General features: G+C 56.4%; 15 protein-coding genes and 1 tRNA gene. 9 read left to right on the plus strand and 7 right to left on the minus strand.

Annotated features, from left to right (window positions below; translation table 11 throughout):
* Position 1 precedes the first annotated feature (1 nt).
* A complete protein-coding gene (locus AC0B60_RS13070; protein WP_465086259.1) occupies positions 2 to 940 on the plus strand; it encodes an MlaD family protein in 939 nt (312 codons plus the stop codon).
* Complete coding sequence (locus AC0B60_RS13075) at positions 937 to 1,548, plus strand: ABC-type transport auxiliary lipoprotein family protein (protein ID WP_465086260.1); 612 nt, start codon at positions 937 to 939, stop codon at positions 1,546 to 1,548. Before AC0B60_RS13070 ends, AC0B60_RS13075 begins: the two co-directional genes overlap by 4 nt.
* A gap of 7 nt (positions 1,549 to 1,555) precedes the next feature.
* Here the strand turns inward: AC0B60_RS13075 and pgsA are convergent, their stop codons facing one another.
* The 5 genes from pgsA to AC0B60_RS13100 all read right to left on the minus strand — a co-directional run bounded on the left by pgsA (position 1,556) and on the right by AC0B60_RS13100 (position 6,717).
* On the minus strand, positions 1,556 to 2,113 hold the full coding sequence (pgsA, locus tag AC0B60_RS13080) for a CDP-diacylglycerol--glycerol-3-phosphate 3-phosphatidyltransferase (protein ID WP_465086261.1): 558 nt from the start codon (positions 2,111 to 2,113) through the stop codon (positions 1,556 to 1,558).
* A 7-nt stretch (positions 2,114 to 2,120) separates the two neighbouring features.
* Positions 2,121 to 3,998, minus strand: a complete 1,878-nt coding sequence (uvrC, locus tag AC0B60_RS13085; protein WP_465086262.1) for an excinuclease ABC subunit UvrC — start codon at positions 3,996 to 3,998, stop codon at positions 2,121 to 2,123.
* Positions 3,982 to 4,647, minus strand: coding sequence for a UvrY/SirA/GacA family response regulator transcription factor (gene uvrY, locus AC0B60_RS13090; RefSeq protein ID WP_036207973.1), 666 nt, complete (start codon positions 4,645 to 4,647; stop codon positions 3,982 to 3,984). The genes uvrC and uvrY overlap by 17 nt, the downstream gene beginning before the upstream one ends.
* A 110-nt stretch (positions 4,648 to 4,757) precedes the next feature.
* Positions 4,758 to 5,009, minus strand: coding sequence for a hypothetical protein (locus AC0B60_RS13095; protein ID WP_465086263.1), 252 nt, complete (start codon positions 5,007 to 5,009; stop codon positions 4,758 to 4,760).
* A gap of 100 nt (positions 5,010 to 5,109) precedes the next feature.
* Positions 5,110 to 6,717 (minus strand): methyl-accepting chemotaxis protein, encoded by a 1,608-nt coding sequence (locus AC0B60_RS13100; RefSeq protein WP_465086264.1) that lies wholly within the window; start codon positions 6,715 to 6,717, stop codon positions 5,110 to 5,112.
* A gap of 210 nt (positions 6,718 to 6,927) precedes the next feature.
* Between AC0B60_RS13100 and AC0B60_RS13105 the strand changes: the two genes are divergently transcribed.
* The 3 genes from AC0B60_RS13105 to AC0B60_RS13115 are packed head-to-tail and all read left to right on the plus strand — an operon-like array spanning position 6,928 to position 8,792.
* On the plus strand, positions 6,928 to 7,527 hold the full coding sequence (locus AC0B60_RS13105; protein WP_465086265.1) for a DUF938 domain-containing protein: 600 nt from the start codon (positions 6,928 to 6,930) through the stop codon (positions 7,525 to 7,527).
* Positions 7,528 to 7,557: 30 nt separating this feature from the next.
* On the plus strand, positions 7,558 to 7,833 hold the full coding sequence (locus AC0B60_RS13110) for an acylphosphatase (RefSeq protein WP_465086266.1): 276 nt from the start codon (positions 7,558 to 7,560) through the stop codon (positions 7,831 to 7,833).
* A gap of 11 nt (positions 7,834 to 7,844) precedes the next feature.
* A complete protein-coding gene (locus AC0B60_RS13115; RefSeq protein WP_465086267.1) occupies positions 7,845 to 8,792 on the plus strand; it encodes an AEC family transporter in 948 nt (315 codons plus the stop codon).
* Positions 8,793 to 8,851: 59 nt separating this feature from the next.
* Here the strand turns inward: AC0B60_RS13115 and AC0B60_RS13120 are convergent.
* Positions 8,852 to 8,942: transfer RNA gene (locus AC0B60_RS13120), tRNA-Ser, on the minus strand.
* A 244-nt stretch (positions 8,943 to 9,186) separates the two neighbouring features.
* On the opposite strand from AC0B60_RS13120, the gene AC0B60_RS13125 reads away from it, so the two are divergent.
* Both AC0B60_RS13125 and AC0B60_RS13130 read left to right on the plus strand, forming a co-directional pair.
* On the plus strand, positions 9,187 to 9,717 hold the full coding sequence (locus tag AC0B60_RS13125) for an isochorismatase family protein (RefSeq protein ID WP_465086268.1): 531 nt from the start codon (positions 9,187 to 9,189) through the stop codon (positions 9,715 to 9,717).
* Positions 9,718 to 9,791: 74 nt separating this feature from the next.
* Positions 9,792 to 10,442: a cupin domain-containing protein gene (locus AC0B60_RS13130; RefSeq protein ID WP_465086269.1), complete on the plus strand. Its 651-nt coding sequence runs from the start codon at positions 9,792 to 9,794 to the stop codon at positions 10,440 to 10,442.
* Positions 10,443 to 10,461: 19 nt separating this feature from the next.
* On the opposite strand, the gene AC0B60_RS13135 is transcribed toward AC0B60_RS13130, so the two are convergent.
* A complete protein-coding gene (locus AC0B60_RS13135; protein ID WP_465086270.1) occupies positions 10,462 to 10,986 on the minus strand; it encodes a lipocalin family protein in 525 nt (174 codons plus the stop codon).
* Positions 10,987 to 11,563: 577 nt separating this feature from the next.
* Here AC0B60_RS13135 and AC0B60_RS13140 point away from each other — a divergent pair.
* Both AC0B60_RS13140 and AC0B60_RS13145 read left to right on the plus strand, forming a co-directional pair.
* Positions 11,564 to 12,625, plus strand: a complete 1,062-nt coding sequence (locus AC0B60_RS13140) for a Glu/Leu/Phe/Val family dehydrogenase (RefSeq protein WP_465086271.1) — start codon at positions 11,564 to 11,566, stop codon at positions 12,623 to 12,625.
* A gap of 61 nt (positions 12,626 to 12,686) precedes the next feature.
* Entirely contained in the window at positions 12,687 to 14,093 is a 1,407-nt protein-coding gene (locus AC0B60_RS13145) for a sodium-dependent transporter (protein ID WP_465086272.1), read from the plus strand.
* Position 14,094 lies beyond the last annotated feature (1 nt).

A 14,094-nucleotide genomic window follows, 5' to 3' on the forward strand; every position in this document is an offset into this window, starting at 1 on the left:
TATGGAACCCAGAGCACATCACGTCCTGATCGGGCTTTTCACGCTGATCGCGCTTGCCAGCGCCCTCGCCTTCGCCCTGTGGTTAGGCCAGGCCGGCAATGACCGCGAATATGCCTGGTATGAAGTGGTTTTCGATCGGGGGGTCAGCGGGCTCTCGGAAGGTAGCCCGGTCAAATACAGCGGCATTGAAGTGGGCGACGTGGCCGAACTGAGCCTCGACCCAACGGACCCGCGCAACGTCCGGGCTCTGATTCGGGTTTACGACGATGTGCCCATCAAGGAGGACACCCGGGCTGGCCTGGCGTTAACCAACATTACCGGCAGCATGAACATCGAACTGAAGGGCGGCACCCCCGGAAGCCGAAAGCTGACCGGAAGCCGTGAATCGCCACCGACCATCCAGGCCGAGCCCTCGGCCTTCACCACCCTGATGGCGTCCAGTGAGGAGCTGTTTGCCAAGCTTGATCAGTTCCTCACCAACGCCAACGCCATGGTGTCTAAGGAAAACGCCCGCAATCTCACCCGCAGCCTTAAGAACATCAAGGTCATGTCGTCGGGGTTGATGGATCAACGAAACGAACTGAGCAATCTGGTGACGAGCTTTGATCAGCTCAGTGTGCAGACCGAAGCCACGCTGGAAACCTTCCGTCACTTTGGCGATACAGCAAACGGCCTGTTGGACAACGAAGGTCGCCAGTTGATGACCACTGCCCAGAGTGCGATGACCTCTCTGGAAACAGCCACCGCCCGGCTGGAAGCACTCACCGCGCGCAACGAAGGCTCTCTGGATCAGGGTATGCAAGGCATCGGTGAACTGGCGCCAGCCATGCGTGAACTGAGATCGACGCTGCAAAACCTCGATAGCCTTATCCACCGCCTGGAGGACGACCCCGCCGGCCTGCTGTTGGGCCGCGAGCCGATACAGGAGTTTAATCCATGAGACTGACTGCATCACGGGCGGTGCTTTGCATAGCCGCTGCCGCCACGCTATCCGCCTGCACTCTGCTCCCGGATCGCCCGGCCAATCGGATATTCCAGCTACCTGTTTCGACGGTTGAGGAATCAATCACCAACAACAAACGGTTCAGCACAACCCTCCGGCTCGCAACGCTCCACGCTGAAAGCCCGGTGAATGGCGCGCGCATACTGGTGAAACCACAAGGTAATGAAATCAAGGCCTATCAGGGTGTGCGTTGGAGCAACAAAGCGCCGATTCTGCTCCGGGACCAGCTCGTTGATGCGTTCCGACGGGATGGGCGTTTCGCCACCATTATCACCGGCACCAGTCCGGCCCGCAGCGACCTGACCCTGGCCGGAGAATTGAGCGCGTTTCAGAGCGAATACCGGGACGGTACACCGGTGGCGCTAATACGGCTGGACCTTCAACTCATCGACGAACGAAGCCGCAACACTCTCGCAAGCAAGCGCTTCGAGCAAAAACATCCGGCAAACGGAGAACAGATAGAAGCAGTGGTAGAAGCGTTTGGCGAGGCCAGCAACAAGCTGGCTCACGAAGTGATCAACTGGACGGTTGAGCAGCACCCCTGACTTTCCCTCAACCGGAATTTTTTTCCGGAAAGAGATCCGGCCAGGCGGCTTTGAGATAGAGAATCATCGACCAGAATGTCAGGCCAGCCGCCACGTACAACAGGACTGTTCCAGCCTGGGCCCAGACGACGCCAGGAGGAAACGCCAGCAACATGATAATGGCAACCATCTGCGCCGTTGTCTTGATTTTACCAATGTAGGAAACCGCCACACTCGCGCGGCTGCCAATTTCCGCCATCCACTCCCGCAACGCCGAAATCACAATTTCGCGCCCAATAATCACCGTGGCGGGAATGGTCAGTATGAAGCTGGCATGGGCTTCGATCAGCACCGTCAGCGCTACCGCCACCATCAGCTTGTCAGCAACCGGGTCCAGGAAAGCGCCAAACGGCGTGCTCTGGTCCAGTTTGCGCGCCAGGTAGCCATCCAGCCAGTCCGTTGCCGCCGCAAGCGCAAACAGGCCAGCACTGACCAGATAGCTCCATTGCGCCGGCAGATAGTAGATAATCACAAAGACCGGGATCATCAGAATCCGGGAAAGGGTGAGAATGTTCGGTAAATTCATGCTGTCCCTACTCGTCATGCAGTACTGCGTAGATGGTTTCTGCCAGGTTCCTGCTGATCCCCTGAACCTTGGACATTTCGTCGATACTGGCCTTGCGAAGCTCCTGGATACCGCCAAAATAACGTATCAGATCACGGCGGCGCTTGGGCCCTACTCCCTCGATTCCCTCGAGGGTCGACTGCCGGCGTTTCTTGTCACGCCGGGCCCGATGGCCAGTGATGGCGAAACGGTGCGATTCGTCACGGATATGCTGGATCAGGTGCAATGCCGGCGAGTCCGCGGGGACCCGATAGAGATCACCGGTCATGGCATCAATCAACTGCTCCATACCCGCTCGCCGGGTGACGCCCTTGGCCACACCGATCAGCGGAATATCCAAAACTCCAAGCTCATCAAACACTTCCCGGGCAATGTTCAACTGGCCCTTACCGCCGTCAATGAACACCAGGTCCGGGCGTTTGCCTTCGCCCGCAACCATGCGCTTGTACCTGCGTGTGAGCACCTGGCGCATCGCGCCGTAGTCATCGCCCCCGGTAACACCTTCGATATTGTAGAGCCGGTAGTCGCTTTTCAGCGGCCCATTCTCGTCGAAAACCACGCAGGATGCGACCGTGTTTTCACCATGGCTATGACTGATGTCAAAGCACTCCATGCGCGACGGTGTTTCAGCCAGTTCCAACAGGTCCCGCAGGGCCAACAGCCGACGATAGACCGTTTCCTTGCTGGCCAGGTGGGTCAGTAGTGTCTGCCTGGCATTGGTCATGGCCAGATCCAGCCAGCGACGGCGTTCCCCGCGCACATTTTTGCGCACCCGGGTGTCGCGCCCGGCGGATTCCGTCAGCGCCTGGGAGAGCAATTCCTGGCCGTCTACATCCACCGGCACCAGGATATCCGGGGGAATCTCCCGCCGGGTACTGCCCCCAAAGTAATACTGCCCCAGGAACGCGCTCAGCAATTCACCTTCGGACTGCTCAATGCTGTATCGCGGGAAATAGTCCTTGGTACCAAGTACCCGGCCACCTCGCACGATGATCACCACTATGCACACCACCCCGGCGTCCTGGGCGATGGCTACCACGTCGGCATCACCCCCCTCGCCATCTACGCTCTGTTGTTCCTGAACGTGGCGCAGGTGGTTAATCTGGTCCCGGTAGACACCGGCTTTCTCAAACTCCAGGTTCTTCGCTGCGGCTTCCATGGCTGCCATCAGGTCCTGCAGGATCGCCGGGTTCTTGCCTTCAAGGAACATGGTGGCGTGGCGCATGTCTTCCCGATAGTCCTCGGGCGAGATAAAGCCGACACAAGGCGCCGTGCAACGGTTGATCTGGTACTGAAGACAAGGTCGGGTTCTGTTTCTGAAATAGCTTTCACTACAGGACCTTATGCGGAATATCTTTTGTAGAATATTAAGACTTTCCTTGACTGCTCCAGAACTCGGAAACGGCCCGTACCAGGTGCCGCCGCCCTTCTTCGTGCGCCCCCGACGAAACGTCAGGGAGGGGTAATCATCGTGGGATGACAGGTAGATATAGGGGTAGGACTTATCATCCCGCAGCAGGATGTTATAGGGCGGCCGCAAGGACTTGATGAGGTTCTGTTCAAGCAGCAGGGCTTCGGTTTCACTACCGGTGATGGTGACTTCGATGGAATTGATTCGGGAGACCAATGCCTCGGTCTTCGGGGCCAGGCCGGATTTGCGGAAGTAACTGGTGACGCGCTTTTTGAGGTTGCGGGCCTTGCCCACGTACAGCACATTGCCGCTGGCGTCGTACATACGGTACACGCCAGGCCTTTCGGTCAACTGTTTCAGGAAGCTTTTGGTGTCAAACTCCCTGGTGTTCTCTGCCTCGGCAGTATCAACCGGGGAGTCAGACCTTGTCGGCATCGAGCAACCCGAGCCTGACCGCCATCAGCGCCAACTCAACGTCACTGGAAATTTCCAGTTTCTCGAAAATGCGATAGCGGTAACTGTTTACGGTTTTGGGGCTGAGGCAAAGCTTGTCAGAAATGTCCTGAACTTTCTGACAGTCAACCACCATCATGGCGATCTGCATTTCCCGTTCGGATAACCGGTCGAACAGGGATAGCTCGCCGTCTTCATCTCGTGCGTCACCGCCACCAAGCTGCTTGAGCGCCATTTTCTGGGCGATTTCCGGGCTTATGTAACGCTGGCCAGAGTGGGCCATGCGGATGGCGCGCACCATTTCCTTGATGTCGGCGCCCTTGGTGATATAAGCCGATGCGCCGGCCTGCATTACCCTGGTTGGATAGGGATCGTCCGCACAGGCGGTCACTACGATCACCCGCACAGCATCGTCAATGCGCAGGATGCGCCGGGTCGCCTCCAGCCCCCCGATACCGGGCATGCGAATGTCCATCAACACGATATCCGGGCTGTCTTTACGCACAGAATCAATAGCATCTTCGCCTGAAGATGCTTCGCCGATGACTTCAATATCGGGGTTGTCCGCCAGCATCCGGGTAATACCGGACCTGACCAGTTCATGGTCATCTACAACCAATACCCTGATCAAAACTCACCTCGCACGCGGCTTTTATAGGAATTTATGAATTGTACCGGTTAAGGGTTCCCGACGGTAGGTGCACCCGTCAATACCGGGACCCACTGCTCAGGAAGCAACCATCAACGTGGCACACCCAGGCCCGCGGTATTCTCTACCGGATCGAACCAGACCACCAGATCTCGTCGCCGAACCGCTGTTCTTACCCGCTCACGCTCTGCCATGGGGTTTTCGGTGTCGTTCAACCCGTGGTACCGAGTGCAGTACTCGTCCACCAGCCCGTCAAGCTGGTCTTCTGAAAGCAGCTCCATATCCACTACGAACTTCTCTTCGCGGGGGTCTGGCTGGGGCTCATGGCCTGCTTCGTCGGTCATTTTCAACTCCGCGTCAAAGCAGCCATGGTAATGGGTTTAACGGAACTGTAGAAGACCGATTACAGACCTTTCCTGTCACTATTGAGCATTGACCGGAGAATCAGGCAGCCTTAAAACGCGAAATCAGTTGGCGCATAGTGACCGATTCCTGTCGCAGGTATTCACTGATCTGACGGGTATTATCAACGCTGGTTATCAAAGAGCCTGAACTGTCATCAAGCGCTCTGGACCGTCGCCCGACGCGATCAATCTCTTCCCTCTGAACGGCAACCGCATCCCCAATTTCAGAGCTTCGGTTCTCCAACTCCGTGAACTGTTCGGCAAGCCTCTCCAGGTGATCTTTCAACGCCTCAAGGTTCCGCCGGTTCATACCCCCTGCATCTCGCATCTCATCCAGCAGGCACTCAACGCCGGAAACACCGGTTACCAGGTCGGTCACCCACTGACGAATTTCCTTGGTGGAATCGGACGTACGCCGCGACAAGGTGCGCACTTCATCGGCAACCACCGCAAATCCCCTGCCATGTTCGCCGGCACGGGCCGCTTCAATCGCCGCATTCAGCGCCAGCAAATTGGTCTGCTCGGCGATATCGGCAATCACACCAATCACGCTCTCAATCTTGCCTGAAGATTCACTCAATGCCTGTATGGACCGCGAAACCCGTCCAATCACCTCCACGGTGTGTTCGGCAGCCTGCTCACTGTTCTTGAGCCCTTCCTGAACAACACCATTGGCCGTTACCGCATCTCGAACTGTGGTTGCCGAGTTTTCGGTGGCCAAGTCAATGGCTGACGCCTGGCTGGCAATTGCAGACATGGACTGGCTGACATCATGGATCTGTCGGCGAGTGGTATCGGTGGATGCCTGAACCTCTTCTGCCTGGGAATCCAGCGATGCGGACCGGTCATTGATGCTGTGGGCAGTGGTCCTTACCTCTCCGATAAAGAGCTCAAAACGGCTGACCAGCCCCACCAGCGCGCGGGTAACACCTGCCACCTCATCATTCCCGGCAATAACAGGACGCCGGGATAGATCGGAGGTTTCGTCCATTTCCCTAAGCCCCGATTCCAGCGACTGCAGACGGCCAATCACGGAACGGCGAAGCCAAAGCGTCATCAAGACCACCGACATAAGGAAAACAGTAGCTCCTGCCAACAGCCAGATTTTCTGGGTATCGAGGAAGGCAAGCAGGTCTTGACTACGAACTTCAATGGTTGTACGACTGGCTTCCTTACGGTCATTGATCGCCTTGAGCATAGGACCAAGTGCCGGAAACAGGTCAAAATCGACAACTTGCCCGACTTGATAATAGCTTCGCCCTTCAATTCCAGGTCTCATGGATTCAATGAGTGCCAACACGTTCTGAAACAACGCTCGATTTTGCTCCGCCCACTCGCTCAGCCCGGCATTGTCCTCGATAGAGCGCCAGTGCTCTGGTAACACCTCTGTGAGAGCTTTGAATTCCACATCTATCTCATCCCAGAGCATCAGTTGCGCCTTGATCTTGTAGGCCAGGTCCTGCAGCCGGCGATGGTCCTGCTCAAGGTCTTCCAAAAGCCAGGACTCCAAGAGATTTTCACGGACCAACGACTCTGAAGCTGACTCCGCACGGGCCATAATGCTCCATGACAGGACCGCCAATGCGGCCAAAGCAAACACGGAAAGAAAGGAAAAGAACAGAATACGGCTGCGGACAGTTCTGAGCATGGTATCTCCACTGGGGTTTCATCCAATGGAGCTTATGCCTGTTTTATGACATTTTTATGTCGCAATAGGCGCACTTTTCTGTCGAAAAAGCGTCTTGTAGACCATCATCGAATTTCCGACACGCGGGAAATCCCCTACGTTCATTCTTTTACCCATTGCCCCCGGCACGATATCCTTTGGATTGGTACTGAACCCGAACAGGCGCAAACGATGGTCGACAACAAGCCCTTCTCACAGGCCTGCGAAAACAACAGGCAACCCATACTGGAACGCATCAAAACGGTGTTCACCGAGCCAGCCACCATATTGGAGATTGGCACGGGAACGGGACAGCACGCTGTTTATTTCGCAGCAGAGCTCCCCCACCTCACGTGGCAACCCAGTGATCGGCCTCCAGGGGCTGATAATTCCCTGGGCTGGATCCAGGAGGCCCGCCTAGCCAATATCCGGACACCGCTTGAATTGGACGTTTCCCTGGGAAGCTGGCCGGTAGACACCATTGATGGGGCCTATTCAGCCAACACAACTCACATTATGTCTTGGCAAGAGGTAGAGGCCATGTTTGCAGGGCTGGCTAAACGCCTCATTGCAGGCGGCCTGTTCTGCCTCTATGGTCCGTTTAACTACGAAGGGCAATTTACCAGCGACAGCAATCGCCAATTCGATCACCACCTGCGGAGTCAGGCCCCGCATATGGGAATCCGTAATATGGATGACATGCTGGAATTGGCAGGGCGAGTTCGGTTCGGGCTTGAAAGCGATTTCGAAATGCCTGCCAACAATCGACTGCTGGTATGGCGCAAACTGTAAACAGCCAATCGATGTCAGGAGGATCACGCAATGAGCCACCAGAGACTCACGATGCTGATCAGCGGCAAGGTCCAAGGCGTCTGCTATCGCGCCTCCGCGGTCGAAAAAGCCAACAGCCTGAGCGTCACCGGGTACGCCAGAAACCTGCCGGATGGCCGCGTAGAAATCGTTGCAGAGGGCTCACCGGCGTCACTGGTTTCGCTTAGACAGTGGTGTCGCGATGGCCCTCCTTCGGCAATCGTCGACAAAATCAACTCTACCGAAGACTCTGCAACCGGTGAGTTCACTAACTTTGGAGTTCGGTAACCACCGGCTGAATGACACTACTCGGAACCTTCTTTCACACCCTTGAGACCACGCTGCCGGTATTCGCAATGGTGTTTATCGGCCTTGGTCTCAGACGGCTCGGCTGGATAGACACCAACTTCATCAACACTGCGTCGGCGCTGGTCTTCCGCGCCACTCTGCCAACGCTGGTATTCCTCAGCATTGTGCGCGCAGACCTGGATACCACGCTCAACCCCGCACTGCTTGGATTCTTCGTAGCCGCTACCCTGGCCAGCTTCCTGTTCTGCTGGCTTTGGGCAATGCGGGCCGCACCACAGGCTGACCGAGGCGTTTATGTCCAGGGCGCTTTCAGGGGCAACTGCGGCATTGTAGGCCTTGCACTGGCGGCCAGCCTTTATGGCGACTTCGGCCTTTCTGCCGGCGGCCTCCTGCTGGGCGTTGTCATCATTTCGTACAACGCACTCTCTGTGGTCGTCCTGACGGCCTACCAGCCGGGTCAGGCAACGAGCTGGGGACGCATCCTCGGAGACATCGGGCGCAATCCGCTCATCCTGGCTGTTGTTATCGCCGTTCCCTTTGCCTGGTCCGGACTACAACTGCCAAACTGGCTGATGACCAGCGGGGATTATTTCGCGTCACTTACCTTGCCCTTGGCGCTGATGTGCATTGGCGGAACGCTGTCCTTAAGCGCCATGCGTACCGATCGCAAGCTCGCGATCAGTGCAAGTGTGATGAAAATGGTGACGTTACCGGTATTGTGCACATTCGCCGCTTGGCTGGCCGGATTTGAAGGGCGCGAACTCGGGCTGATGTTCCTGTTCTTCGCCAGCCCGACGGCAGCAGCCAGTTTTGTCATGGTCAAGGCATTGGGTGGCAACGACCGGCTTGCGGCCAATATCGTGGCGCTGACCACGTTGATGGCCAGTGTGACGGTAACGGCAGGGGTGTTTGTGTTGCGAACGGCTGGGGTGGCTTAAGCACCGAAGTTTCCAATCGACCAATAAAAAACCCCAGCATTTCTGCTGGGGTTTCGTATTGGCGGAGAGGGAGGGATTCGAACCCTCGAAACGCTATTAACGTTTACACACTTTCCAGGCGTGCGCCTTCAGCCACTCGGCCACCTCTCCAATACTCTTTAAATAAACCGTTCCAAATCAGCAATGTCGTCGCTCATTTGAGGGCGCAAACTCTAATGGTTTTGTTCCTCTTTGGCAACTCCAATTTCAAAAATCCTTTCTCCCACTTTCTTCTTGTCTTGGCCGGCATCGGCCCATGATCAACACCTGCTAGTGTATTCCGGGCGAGAACCAGCCAGGGCTTTGTGCAATACTGGGATTAAACAAGAACCCCGCCCGCAGGGAGGAAACGTTTATGCTGATGAGTGCGGAACAATCAATACTGGTTCTGATCGACCTTCAGAAAAAGCTGATGCCTGTTATTAATCATGGCGATTCGGTGCTGTCGGAATGCGTGAAGCTGGCTGAGATTGCCCGGCTGATGAAGGTGCCGGTGATTGTCACGGAGCAGATTCCCGAAAAGCTGGGCCACAACGATGACGAAGTAGCGACCCTTGCCGATCAGACGATCACCAAGATCCATTTTGACGCCTGTGGCGGTGGCCTGCTGAAGGCCATCCCCAATGATCGCAAACAGATTATTATCGGTGGCTGTGAAGCCCATGTGTGCCTGCTGCAAACCGCCCTTTCGCTTCTCGCGGCCGGCTTCGGAGTGTGGGTGGTCGAGAACGCGACCGGCTCGCGCCACGACAATGACCGGGATGCGGCCCTCGAGCGCCTGCACAAAGCCGGCGCCACCATTGTGACCGTTGAAATGGTCGCCTTTGAGTGGATGCAACACAGTGAACATCCACGCTTCCGGGACGTTCAGAAGTTAATCAGATAGCGTCCTGGAAACGGACAAGTCCGACACCGGGCAGTCGTCGTATTAACGGCCAAATGACATAACCGGAGATTGCCATGCTCAACATGGACTTCAGCCAGCAAGTCGTCATTCCGACCGGTGACCAGGAATGGACCCCTAGCCTGGCTGGCGGCGTACTCCGTAAACCTCTCGCGCGTGAAGAGGCCGAACGTGGCCACGCCACGAGCATCGTGCGCTATGAGCCCGGTGCCAGCTTCAACCGGCATGAACATCCCCGGGGCGAGGAAATTCTGGTACTTGAAGGCGTGTTTTCTGACGAAACCGGGGATTACGGCAAAGGCACCTACCTCCGGAATCCGCCTGGCAGTGGCCACGCACCGTTCAGCAAAGAAGGCTGCGAATTGCTTGTAAAGCTCCATCAGTTTGACGAGCGTGATACCGCTACCGTGCGCATCGATACCAGTACCGCTGACTGGTTGCCAGGTATCGGTGGCTTGAAGGTAATGCCCTTGCACGAGTTCGAGCACGAGCACGTGGCACTGGTGAAATGGCCCGCAAACGAGTCGTTCCAGCCCCACCGACATTTCGGGGGTGAGGAAATACTGGTGCTGTCAGGCGAGTTCTGTGACGAAAACGGGCGTTACCCTGCAGGCACCTGGATGCGAAGCCCCCATATGAGCCAGCATCACCCCTTTGTCGACGAAGAAACAGTCATTTGGGTAAAAACCGGCCACCTTCCAGTGTGATCATCCGATGCCTTCGATTTCAGCGATGGCGACTCTGATCAACAACGATTAACTCAGCAAGGTTGAATCCCCGCTCCTTTGCGGCCTGCCTGAATGCCGACATGGCCTCATCGGTCACTGTCGGTGTTCTGGACAGAAACCAAAGGTAATCCCTGTCATAACCGGTGATATAGGCAAACCGGTAGTCCTCATCAAGACGAAACACGACGTACGACGCATAGAAGGGACCGAAGAAAGAAACCTTCAGGTGCCCTGTATTTTCATCGACAAAGACCGCGCGCCCCTGAGCTTTCGACCACACCCCTTCCTCTTCCGAATAGCCCCGATTAACGACCTGAATACTACCATCATCCCTGAGGGAGTACTCCGCGGTAACATTAGACAAACCCTCTTCGAAAGAATGGTCCAGTCGCGCGATTTCATACCAGGTGCCGAGATATCGATCCACATCAAGATTCGTTACGGGATCAATTCCCGAAGGCACACCGGTGCAACCCACGAGTAAAAATGCAGTGGACATCATTATTGCTTTGATTGCTGACATAAAAGCTTTCCTGTGACGTACTCCAGGCAAAACTGCCAATGAATTGGGGGTCATAAAAACATTTACGTTTACGTAAAGTAGACCTATCTCCCTGTTACCACTGAAATTTTCAAAATCACCAAAAAATGCATGAATTTCAACCATTGACGACGATGTAAAAGCTATCTAGTCTTCTCTCGTCGAACCCCAAAAGGGTATCGGCATATGAAATCATGCCAACCGGCCTACCTGCCGGGGCACAACAACAATATGACCACGGAAGCCGTGATCCGGCTTGGTGGAAGAGGATTTCAGTATGTCACTGGTAAATCAGTCCGTAAGCATGGGCCCGCGTGCCCACACCCTACAACACCCTATAGCGCCTTCCTTTTCTCAGACACTTTTTGTATCTCGATCGCCCCGACCGGATTCTTTACGACAGTCCAAACTCGCACAATCACTAAATCCGACCGGTAGTTAATCGGCCCCAACATCCGATAGCGATTGAGTTTCGGCAGCGCCCGCAATCTACTGCCGGCCTCCGTAACAAGGGCGAACCCCTGTGCAAGAACCACCCGGAGCAAAAGGAACCCGAACAATGACTGTATTTACACATCCTGAATTCGACCACCACGAGCACCTCACGTTCTGCTGCGACCCCGAGACCGGCCTGCGCGCCATTATCGCCGTGCACAATACTTCCCGTGGCCCCGCGCTGGGCGGATGCCGCATGTATCCTTATGCCAGCGACGAAGAGGCACTGACGGACGTTCTCCGCCTGTCGCGGGGGATGACTTACAAGTCGGCGCTGGCCAACCTTGACCTCGGCGGCGGCAAGTCCGTCATCATCGGCGATCCCCGCCAGCACAAGACCGAGGCCCTGCTCGAATCCATGGGGCGCTTCCTGGAACAGCTCGGCGGACTTTACATTGCTGCCGAAGACTCCGGCACCAGCGTTGCCGACCTCCAGGTCATGGGACGCAAAACGTCTAACGTTGCCGGCATCAGCGAACGCCCGGGGTTTGATGGTAGGCCCAGCAATGGTGACCCGTCTCCCGCCACGGCCTGGGGCACCTTTGTGGGCATTAGTGCTGCCGTGAAGCACAAGCTCGGCCGCAGCGACCTTGAGGGGTTGAATGTAGCGGTTCAGGGCATCGGTAACGTTGGTTACCGCTTGGCTCGACACCTGAAGGAAGCCGGCGCGAAGCTCTGGGTCTACGACGTCCACCAGGACCAGATGGACCGTGCAGTAGCCGAGTTGGGCGCAACCCCGGCTAGCGCCGACGAAATCCTCTACCTGCCAGTAGACGTAGTAGCGCCCTGCGCCATGGGCGCGGTTCTGAATGATCATTCCATTCGTAAACTACAGGCCACCATCGTGGCCGGCGCCGCTAACAACCAGCTGGCCACCCCGGCTCATGACCGGGCACTGTTTGAACGCGGGGTGCTCTATGCCCCGGACTTTGTGATCAACGCCGGCGGCATTATCGACGTGTGTTACGAACGCAAGGGCCCTGATCCCAAGGCCGTTCGCAAACACGTGGATTCCATTGCTAATACTCTGGAAGAAATTTTCCAGCGCTCGGATCGCGATGGCCTGCCCACCGGGCAGATTGCCGATCAACTCGCTGAAGAGCGATTCCAGCACAAATCCCGTTGATGGCGGCCGAACCGCCATCACTCACTCCCCCGAAAACAAAAACAGTAAGCAGGAGAATACAATGAGCAATGCTTCTTCATCCGCTGAAGGCGGTGCCATGGGCCCGGCAACAGCCAAGCGTGGGCTGTGGTCCTCGCGCCTGGCATTCATACTTGCCGCGACAGGCTCAGCGGTGGGCCTGGGTAATATCTGGAAATTTCCCTACATCACCGGTGAAAATGGTGGTGGTGCCTTCGTCCTGGTTTACCTTCTGTGTATTGCAGCGGTGGGCCTGCCCATCATGATGGCCGAGGTATTAGTTGGTCGCCGGGGCGGCCTCAGCCCAGTTAACAGCATGCGGGCCATAGCCAACCAGGAGGGTCTGAAACCAGCCTGGCGCTGGGTGGCTGCCGTCGGAGTTCTTGCAGGGTTTCTGATCCTCTCTTTCTATTCGGTGATCGGCGGATGGGCGATTTCCTATGTGGGCACCGCCGCCACCGGCCAGTTGGCTGGTCAGTCGGCTGAGTCCATAGGCGCCATCTTCTCCGGACTGCTGGGCGATCCGATGAAGCTGCTTCTTTGGCACACCCTGTTCATGGCGTTAGTGATGGTCGTCGTCGCCCGAGGCGTCCGTTCAGGGCTTGAGCGTGCCGTCAGTATTCTGATGCCGGCCCTGTTCGTGCTGCTGCTGATTGTCGTGGGCTATGCCATGACCACTGGCCACTTTGGCCAGGCGGTAGCCTTCCTGTTCCAGCCTGACTTCTCGAAGCTTACCACCTCCGGCGTATTGGTTGCCCTGGGCCACGCCTTCTTCACGCTCAGCCTCGGCATGGGTGTCATGATGGCTTACGGCTCCTATCTGCCGAAGAATATCTCCATCGCCAAGACCTCCGTAACCGTCTCAATCATGGATACCGCCGTGGCGTTGCTGGCCGGGCTGGCTATCTTCCCGATCGTATTCGCCAATGGCCTCGAGCCAGGCGCGGGTCCCGGCCTGATTTTCCAAACCCTGCCACTGGCATTCGGGCAAATGCCCATGGGCAGCCTCTTCGGCACGCTGTTCTTTGTGTTACTTATCTTTGCCGCCTGGACATCCGGCATTTCGCTGCTGGAGCCCATTGTTGAATGGCTAGAGGAACAGAAGGGAATGAATCGTACGGTGAGCACCGTCGGGGCAGGTATCGTCTGCTGGTTATTGGGTGTGGCCTCCGTCCTTTCACTGAACCTGTGGTCGGATGTGACACCGCTGGGTATGTTTGCGATGTTTGAAGGCAAAACCATTTTTGACCTTCTGGACTTCCTGACCGCAAATATCCTGCTGCCCCTGGGTGGACTGCTGGTCGCCGTGTTTGTCGGCTGGACATTGTCTCGACAGACTCTGGAAAGCGAACTGGCCATGTCACCGGGCACATTCTCGGTCTGGTATCGCGTTCTGCGTTACTTTACACCCATTGCTGTGGCCGTCGTGTTCGTCTACAACCTGATATAAC

This window comes from Marinobacter sp. V34 (genome assembly GCF_055524115.1).

Bases quoted from the DNA above. Each gene is read 5' to 3' on its own strand.
- AC0B60_RS13070 (WP_465086259.1), top strand. From the start codon at position 2: ATGGAACCCAGAGCACATCACGTCCTGATCGGGCTTTTCACGCTGATC.
- AC0B60_RS13075 (WP_465086260.1), top strand. From the start codon at position 937: ATGAGACTGACTGCATCACGGGCGGTGCTTTGCATAGCCGCTGCCGCC.
- pgsA (WP_465086261.1), bottom strand. From the start codon at position 2,113: ATGAATTTACCGAACATTCTCACCCTTTCCCGGATTCTGATGATCCCG.
- uvrC (WP_465086262.1), bottom strand. From the start codon at position 3,998: ATGCCGACAAGGTCTGACTCCCCGGTTGATACTGCCGAGGCAGAGAAC.
- AC0B60_RS13095 (WP_465086263.1), bottom strand. From the start codon at position 5,009: ATGACCGACGAAGCAGGCCATGAGCCCCAGCCAGACCCCCGCGAAGAG.
- AC0B60_RS13100 (WP_465086264.1), bottom strand. From the start codon at position 6,717: ATGCTCAGAACTGTCCGCAGCCGTATTCTGTTCTTTTCCTTTCTTTCC.
- AC0B60_RS13105 (WP_465086265.1), top strand. From the start codon at position 6,928: ATGGTCGACAACAAGCCCTTCTCACAGGCCTGCGAAAACAACAGGCAA.
- AC0B60_RS13110 (WP_465086266.1), top strand. From the start codon at position 7,558: ATGAGCCACCAGAGACTCACGATGCTGATCAGCGGCAAGGTCCAAGGC.
- AC0B60_RS13115 (WP_465086267.1), top strand. From the start codon at position 7,845: ATGACACTACTCGGAACCTTCTTTCACACCCTTGAGACCACGCTGCCG.
- AC0B60_RS13125 (WP_465086268.1), top strand. From the start codon at position 9,187: ATGCTGATGAGTGCGGAACAATCAATACTGGTTCTGATCGACCTTCAG.
- AC0B60_RS13130 (WP_465086269.1), top strand. From the start codon at position 9,792: ATGCTCAACATGGACTTCAGCCAGCAAGTCGTCATTCCGACCGGTGAC.
- AC0B60_RS13135 (WP_465086270.1), bottom strand. From the start codon at position 10,986: ATGTCAGCAATCAAAGCAATAATGATGTCCACTGCATTTTTACTCGTG.
- AC0B60_RS13140 (WP_465086271.1), top strand. From the start codon at position 11,564: ATGACTGTATTTACACATCCTGAATTCGACCACCACGAGCACCTCACG.
- AC0B60_RS13145 (WP_465086272.1), top strand. From the start codon at position 12,687: ATGAGCAATGCTTCTTCATCCGCTGAAGGCGGTGCCATGGGCCCGGCA.